General features: G+C 70.3%; 8 protein-coding genes and 1 pseudogene. 3 read left to right on the top strand and 6 right to left on the bottom strand.

Features of this window, described 5'->3' with window-relative positions:
• Positions 1 to 620: 620 nt before the first annotated feature.
• Together ACIG5E_RS38795 and ACIG5E_RS38800 are read right to left on the bottom strand one after the other, a co-directional pair.
• The gene (locus ACIG5E_RS38795; protein ID WP_396541921.1) at positions 621 to 917 is read right to left on the bottom strand and encodes a hypothetical protein; all 297 of its coding nucleotides are present in this window, start codon (positions 915 to 917) and stop codon (positions 621 to 623) included.
• 12 nt (positions 918 to 929) lie between these two features.
• Entirely contained in the window at positions 930 to 1,508 is a 579-nt protein-coding gene (locus ACIG5E_RS38800) for a hypothetical protein (protein WP_396541923.1), read from the bottom strand.
• Between the two features lie 215 nt (positions 1,509 to 1,723).
• On the opposite strand from ACIG5E_RS38800, the gene ACIG5E_RS38805 reads away from it, so the two are divergent.
• From ACIG5E_RS38805 to ACIG5E_RS38815, 3 genes and pseudogenes are all read left to right on the top strand, one after another.
• On the top strand, positions 1,724 to 1,846 hold the full coding sequence (locus ACIG5E_RS38805; RefSeq protein ID WP_396541925.1) for a hypothetical protein: 123 nt from the start codon (positions 1,724 to 1,726) through the stop codon (positions 1,844 to 1,846).
• Positions 1,847 to 2,013: 167 nt separating this feature from the next.
• Positions 2,014 to 2,082: pseudogene (locus ACIG5E_RS38810) on the top strand (hypothetical protein); the annotation flags it as partial.
• Between the two features lie 113 nt (positions 2,083 to 2,195).
• The gene (locus ACIG5E_RS38815; protein WP_396541935.1) at positions 2,196 to 2,435 is read left to right on the top strand and encodes a hypothetical protein; all 240 of its coding nucleotides are present in this window, start codon (positions 2,196 to 2,198) and stop codon (positions 2,433 to 2,435) included.
• Between the two features lie 246 nt (positions 2,436 to 2,681).
• Here ACIG5E_RS38815 and ACIG5E_RS38820 read toward each other — a convergent pair whose 3' ends face one another.
• From ACIG5E_RS38820 to ACIG5E_RS38835, 4 genes are all read right to left on the bottom strand, one after another.
• A complete protein-coding gene (locus tag ACIG5E_RS38820) occupies positions 2,682 to 3,095 on the bottom strand; it encodes a resolvase (protein WP_396541927.1) in 414 nt (137 codons plus the stop codon).
• A 141-nt stretch (positions 3,096 to 3,236) separates the two neighbouring features.
• Positions 3,237 to 3,974: an alpha/beta fold hydrolase gene (locus ACIG5E_RS38825; RefSeq protein ID WP_396541929.1), complete on the bottom strand. Its 738-nt coding sequence runs from the start codon at positions 3,972 to 3,974 to the stop codon at positions 3,237 to 3,239.
• A gap of 79 nt (positions 3,975 to 4,053) precedes the next feature.
• The gene (locus tag ACIG5E_RS38830; protein WP_396541931.1) at positions 4,054 to 5,157 is read right to left on the bottom strand and encodes an FAD-dependent oxidoreductase; all 1,104 of its coding nucleotides are present in this window, start codon (positions 5,155 to 5,157) and stop codon (positions 4,054 to 4,056) included.
• 247 nt (positions 5,158 to 5,404) lie between these two features.
• Complete coding sequence (locus tag ACIG5E_RS38835; RefSeq protein ID WP_396541933.1) at positions 5,405 to 6,100, bottom strand: TetR/AcrR family transcriptional regulator; 696 nt, start codon at positions 6,098 to 6,100, stop codon at positions 5,405 to 5,407.
• Positions 6,101 to 6,369: the final 269 nt, after the last annotated feature.

Below are 6,369 nucleotides of genomic sequence, written 5' to 3' on the forward strand. Positions count from 1 at the left end.
GGCCTCAGACTGCCGCCCACCACCAGCACGAGCACGGCCAACGACCCGCACGCCAGCCCCTCCGACCAGCACGTTCGAAGATGGCGAAGCTTCAGTGAAGGAGACTTCGTCCGCCGAGGTGATGCCGGAAGGGATGATGCACCTGAACGGCTTGTCCACAGGGCTGGGGGTCGTCAATGCCTGGTCAGTGCAGTCAGGAGTAGCGGCATGGGCCACGCCCATCCCAAGCACCATGTGCGAGGAGATCAGACCCGCCGAGCAGGCTAGGACGGACAAAACCCGGCGACTGTACCTACCCGGGCCATTGATCCGGTGAGGGTTCATCTGGGCGAGACACCTTTCGAGCTTGTTCCATTCACCCTGGTTCGACAGCGGGTAGGGCCATGGAAATCGACGAGAACTCAGCGAGCCGGCTCCACAGACGGCTCGCACGCACAGCGCTTCCCGTGACAACGCCACCGCGCAAGCACACTGGACGGCTCTGCAGCTGAACGAGAAAACCGCCGTATGGTCACCTTTTGCATTCGTCTGGGTGGGCGCAACCATCACCGCCGTCGAGAAGCGCCTGGGCGTCACCCACGCCACCTTCTACCGGAACTTCCGCCACCTAATCGACTGGTTCAAGGAGGAAGCCCGAGCCTGCCCGACGCCAGAGGCGACGGAAGGGGAACCTCGCGACGAAGACTCCCCAGGAGATCATCAGCGACCTTCAGCGCGAGAACACGCAGCTCCGTCGAACTGTCGCCATCTACGCCCCGCCGCTCTGGCTCATGGGCAAGGCCGGCCCGCAGAGCGTCCTCGAAGGCGGGGAAGGGCCACGGCCGGACGGCGGCGACGTCCAGCGGGCGATCGGCCGTGATGTCGGAGAGGAGGTCGGGCCGGCGGCCCTCAGGGTCGCGGTAGTCGGTGGGCGGCATGCGGGTCCAGGCTCAGAACAGAGAGGCGGCCAGCGACCACACGTCCGCCTCGTGGGTAGTGGCGATGTGGTCAGTGGTGTGGAGGATCAGGGCGGCGATCTCGGGAGCGGTGGTGTGGGCCAGGCCGCCGCGGTGGACGTAGAACGGCACCGGGACGGGACCCTGGGCGCAGGCCAGGTCGATGATCCGCACGGCGCCGTCCTCGAAGACGACGTGGTCGGGCTGGAGGTCGCCGTGGGTCCAGCCGGCGGCGTGCAGGTCGGCGAGCGCTTCGGCGGCCTCGGCGGCGGCCGTCAGGATCAAGCGTCGGGCGGCGGGGGTACCACCGCCGCGGTGGGCGGGCTCCAGGGCGTCCCACAGGCTCGTGCCGTCGATCCACCGCATGGCCAGCCAGGTGCCCTGCTCGTGGTCGCCGTGGGCCAGATAGTGGTCGGCGCCGAGGGCGGCGACCACTTGGCCCTCGCGGCCTGCCATGAGCCCATCGGTGATCTTCAGGGCGGTGTCGCCGACCTTGAAGAAGGTGGTGCCGCGTCGCTCGTGCAGGAGCTTCGGGTCGCCGTCCAGGCCGAGCTCGGTGATCAGGGGGTGCACGGAAGTCCTTCCAAGATGGCCGCCGTCCGGGCTGTCTCCTGGTGGCCAGCCTGCCCGATCTCGGGGCCGGGTGTGAGTGGTGGATGTGGCCGCCAGCGGTGGGTGCCGTGCTCGGGGCGCCTGCGTCGGTGGGGCTTCAAGTTGCCCTAGGGTGTGGGGAGTTCCCGGTGGCGGCCCGCTGCCGGGACTTCGTGCTTCCCGGGGCGGAGTGGATCATGCGATACGTGCGGTTGCTGGGGCGCGGGCCTGTGCTTCTGCTGTGGGGAGCGCAGACGGCGTCGGTGTTCGGCGACCGGCTGTACGCGATGGCCGTGATGTGGATGGCCTGGGAGCGGTAGGGCGCCGGAGCGATGGGCCTGGTGGCTTCGCCGAGTCGCTGCCGTACATCCTGCTGGGCGCGGTGGGGCATCGGGTGATGGACCGGGGCGGCCGGGCGGCACCTCCAGGTGCTGCGCCGACCTCGGCGACACCGACCAGGAGGACTACCGGTACGGCCAGGGCACGGATGTCACAGCTGCAGGTGGGTCAGCCCGGCCGGCTTGTGCTGCTGCTGGATGTCGAGGGCGACTTCGAGACCGCGCTGCACCGGCGTTTCGCTGACCACCGGGTGTTCGGGGAGTGGTTCGACCTGACGGTGCTGGGGGTCCGGCGGCCGTTGTGGTGGAGGCGCTGGCGGAGCTCGGGGACGTGGGCGATGTCGCCGGGGCGGAGCGGGTGCGTGCGGCGGTTCTCGCGATGCGCGGGGCGGGCGGCGTGTTCCTGGGGGAGGTCGCCGATTTCTTCGACCGGGAGGCGCTGCAGCTAGAGCGGGTGGTCGAGGCGGACGGCAGGGCGGAGCTCGGCCAGGAGGTGGCCGACGCCGCTCGGCGTGCGCTGCTGATCGCACGCGCCTTCACCGCCGATCCGATGGCCGACATGCACGGCTGAGCGGGCGGGTTCGGTCGCCGGACCCATCTGTACGGGGAAGGGCTTGGCGGGCCCCAGTTTCGAGATTGATTTAGACAATCGCCCGGTTTACCACCCTCCAGCCAGCAGGGTGGCCGATGTACGTGGGGAAAGGTCGGGGAGGAGCGCGCCCGCGCCCTCTTCTGAGTGGGTGGTGTCTCCGGCAGTTGTCTAAAACAACCTTTAGGGTGCCTTGCGCGATGCTGGCAGCGCTCCGATACATCATCGTCAGGGCATGAGTGTGCTGACGCGATTCTCGTACTCGCGGCGAGCCTTGCGCTGGGCCGGGACCGCCGGGACGCCCTGGGTGCCGTCGAGCGGCTGGCAGCGGGCGAGGAGCTGGCCGTCCACGGCGGGGACGGCGGTGACGCGCAGGGTGTAGCCCTGGCCGCGCCGTACGGTCACCCCCTGATCGAGCGCGGTCCGCTCGGCGGGCTCCAGCTCGGCGGTGCGGAGGAAGTCGGCGACCTTGCCGGGCATGTCGAGGGTAACCGGCAGCTCCGGGGCCGGGATGTTCTCCCGCTCGCTGGCGGCGTGGTCGGGCAGGAGGTCGGAGACGGCCGTGCGGATGGCACCGCGACTGACGCCGTGGTCACGGGCGAGGGCGGCGATCGAGCGGCCGTCCAGGTACGCGGTACGCACAGCGTCGGTCTTGTCAGCCGCCACGGCGGGGCGGCGCCCGCCCTCCGGGGCGCGGATCGGTCCCGCGGCCGTGCGTGATCAACCGCTTGCCGAGGACGGCGCCGACGTCGGCCCGCGGACGGGGAACCGGATGGCAGGGGTTCACTGGCCGGTGGCCCGGGCTCGGTGGGTGAGGAAGGAGTCGAGATGGGTGAAGACCGTCTCGGGCTTCTCGCGGATGGGCAGGTGTCCTGCGCCGGGGATGAGTTCGAATCGCGCGTGGGGGAACGCCGCGGCGTAGGCGCGGCCGAAGTCGGGGGTGACGACTGCGTCGTCGGCGCCCCAGATCACCAGTACCGGGCAGGTGACGGTGGAAAGGCGGGGCAGCATGCCGGCGTCTGCCATGGCCGGCCCCGCGTAGGCGCGCATGGCGGCCATCGCCTGCGCGGACGGCCCGCCCTGCGGCACCGGAGCCGGTGGGCCGGCGGGCACGGTGATCTGCTGGCCGGGTATGACGGGGCCGATGGCGTCCATGAGGACAAGCTGGGAGATCCGGCCCTCCCGGTCGTCCAGGACGGTCTGGGTGGCGACCCAGCCGCCGAAGGACGTGCCGATCACCGTCACGTCGTTCAGCCCGAGGTGACCGAGCAGGTCCAGGTAGGCAGCGGCGAGTGCGGGCACGGAGTCCAGATCGTCAGGCCGTACGGTGCCGTCCCAGCCCGGGTGGGTGGGCGCCACCACCCTGTGATCCGATGCGCGGTGGTCGATCAGGGCCGCGATGCTGGACGGGCCGGGGCCGCCGTGCAGGACGAGGACCGGGCTGCTGCCCGTGCCGGCCTCGCGCACTTCGAGGTCCAGGCCGGGCCGTAGCGGGATGGTGCGCCGACGGGGCGTCGTCATGGGTTCCTCCCGGATGGGCTGAGGCGGGCGGGCGGGCGGGTTCGGTGACTTGGGGGAACGGTTGCCGTCGGGGCGGGCCTCACCGGGCTGCCGGGCCGGAGGTGAAGAACGCGACCATCTGCTCCAGGCCCCGCGCGCCGAACATCGTGTCCAGGTTGGCGGCGGACTCGGCGGCGGACGCCTCGCTGCGCGGGAAGAGGGCCTCCTCGTACGCGGCCAGGGCGAGTTCGGCGCCGTCGAACATGGCGAGGTTGGCGCCCTCCCCGGCGAAGGGGGACATCACGTGAGCGGCGTCACCGAGCAGCGTCACGCCCGGGACGCGGTCCCAGCGATGCCCCACAGGCAGGGCGTGAATACGGCGCGGGATGATCGTCTCCGCGTCGGCGACCAGGCCGCGCAGGCCCTCGTCCCAGCCCTCGAAGTGGGCGAGGGCCGCAGCCTTGGCGGCTGCGTGGTCGGTGAAGTCGACCGTGTCCAGCCAGCCCTCGTCGACCTTGAGCGCCGTGTAAACGTGGAGACTGCCATCGCTCTCCCGGTGCGCGAGGACACCGCGTTCGTCCCCCAGGGCGATGAGGAACCCGCCGCCGATGACCGCGGCGCTGCGCGGGTGGCGGGTGTCGGCGTCGAACAGGTCGGTCTCGACGAAGGAGATGCCGGTGTAGGCGGGCCAGGTGTCCGAGACCAGCGGCCGGATCCGGGACCAGGCGCCGTCCGCGCCGATCAGGAGATCGGTGGTGATGGCCGAGCCGTCGGCGAACGTCACCTCGTGGCGCCCGTCGCCCAGCGCCCGGGCCCCGGTGACCTTCCGTCCCCAGTGGATCGTGCCGTCGGGCAGGGAGCTCAGCAGCAGGTCCCGCAGGTCGCCACGGTCCACCTCCGGCCGGCCGCCGGTGCCGTCGTCCTCCACGGCCAGGCGCACGGTGCCGTCTGGGCCGAGCAGGCGCATGGCCTGACCACCCTCATGGACGATCTCGAGGAAGTCGTCGTGGAGGTCGGCGGCGTGCAGAGCCTTCTGCCCGTTGTTCTCGTGGATGTCGAGCATCCCGCCCTGCGTACGGACCGCCGCCGACGCCTCCAGCTCGAAGACCGCCGACTCAATGCCGTTGACGTGCAGGACACGGGCGGCGGTCAGGCCGCCAAGACCTGCGCCGACGATCGCGATCGGGAAATGGCTGGTGCTCATGGGGGCCTCCGAAAGCAGTAGGGGAGCACCTCTGTCCGCCGAGCTGGTCCCGCCGACGCCGCCAAGCTCCTGAGGAAGGCCGGCGTACGCGTGATCGGCAGGCTATGGCGCGGTCACACACAAGACCGTACCGAACATGTTCGTTGCGAACAAGTTCGGTGCGGGCTGTGCGTCAGCGGCAGGCGGCGGGAGAACTGCGTTCAACCAAGCAGCAGCCGCCGGCAGGGCGGGCGAGCCCGCCTGGAACTCAGCCTCCTGCGCCCGGAACGGGCGTGTGCATGATGCCGTTGACGAGGACGTCGAAGCTCCAGCGGATCCTGTCCGACACCGAGCCGCCGATCAGGGTGGGCATGTGCGCGGTGATCGCCGGATGCGTGGCGGCGTCCACGGCGTGCAGTGCACGCACTGTGGCGTTCCAGTCGTCCTCGGAGGCGGGATCGTGCTCACGCGTCGAGTGCTCGGCAGCGGTGGCCGTCGTGTCCTGGAGCAGTTTGTCCACCCCCCAGGCGACCTGCTCGCGACCGGCGCCGCTTTCTGAGAGGAGATCGAGGATGCGCTCCACCAGGCGCAGGTAGTTCTCGCCGCTCGGGCGGGCGACGAGCGCGGCCCGCGCCAGCTGCGGGTGCTCGAACAGCACCTGGGTGTACGAAGTCATGACGGCACGCAGCTGCTCGCGCCAGCCCTCACCTCCGTCCCGCCCGGTCAGGTCGACCTCGCCGAGCAGGGAATCCAGAACGGCCGCGTGCAGCTCGGCGGTGTTGGCGATGTAGACGTACAGTGACGCCGGGCCGGTATCCAGCTCCTGCGCCAGGCGGCGCATCGTGACCTTCCCCAGCCCCTCCGCTCGCATGATCCGCACGGCGGTGTCCACAATCCAGCGCCGGGACAGGGCGGGCTTCGCCGGACGCTCCCGGCGGCTGATCGGCTCTCTTCTCGCACTCATAACCCGATCGTAACGAACATGTTCGCATTGCGGGATTGCCCGATTCGCTCTCGGCCCCCAAGGACGGGCGGTCTCACAAATGACCAGTTGTGCGAGTTCTGCGAGACCCCCGGATCGCGTCCGATTTGCCCGGGTCTCCGTTCGCAGAACATCTCTCAGAACTCCCGTGTTCTGAGCTTGCCGTTTAACCTCGGCGGTCACTCGACCTGCTGAGATCTCCGGGATTCGGCAGCACGTGACGCGGCCGTTCTTCACGCTTCGAGATGTCG

The organism is Kitasatospora sp. NPDC053057 (assembly GCF_044546945.1).
Taxonomy (GTDB): Bacteria; Actinomycetota; Actinomycetes; order Streptomycetales; family Streptomycetaceae; genus Kitasatospora.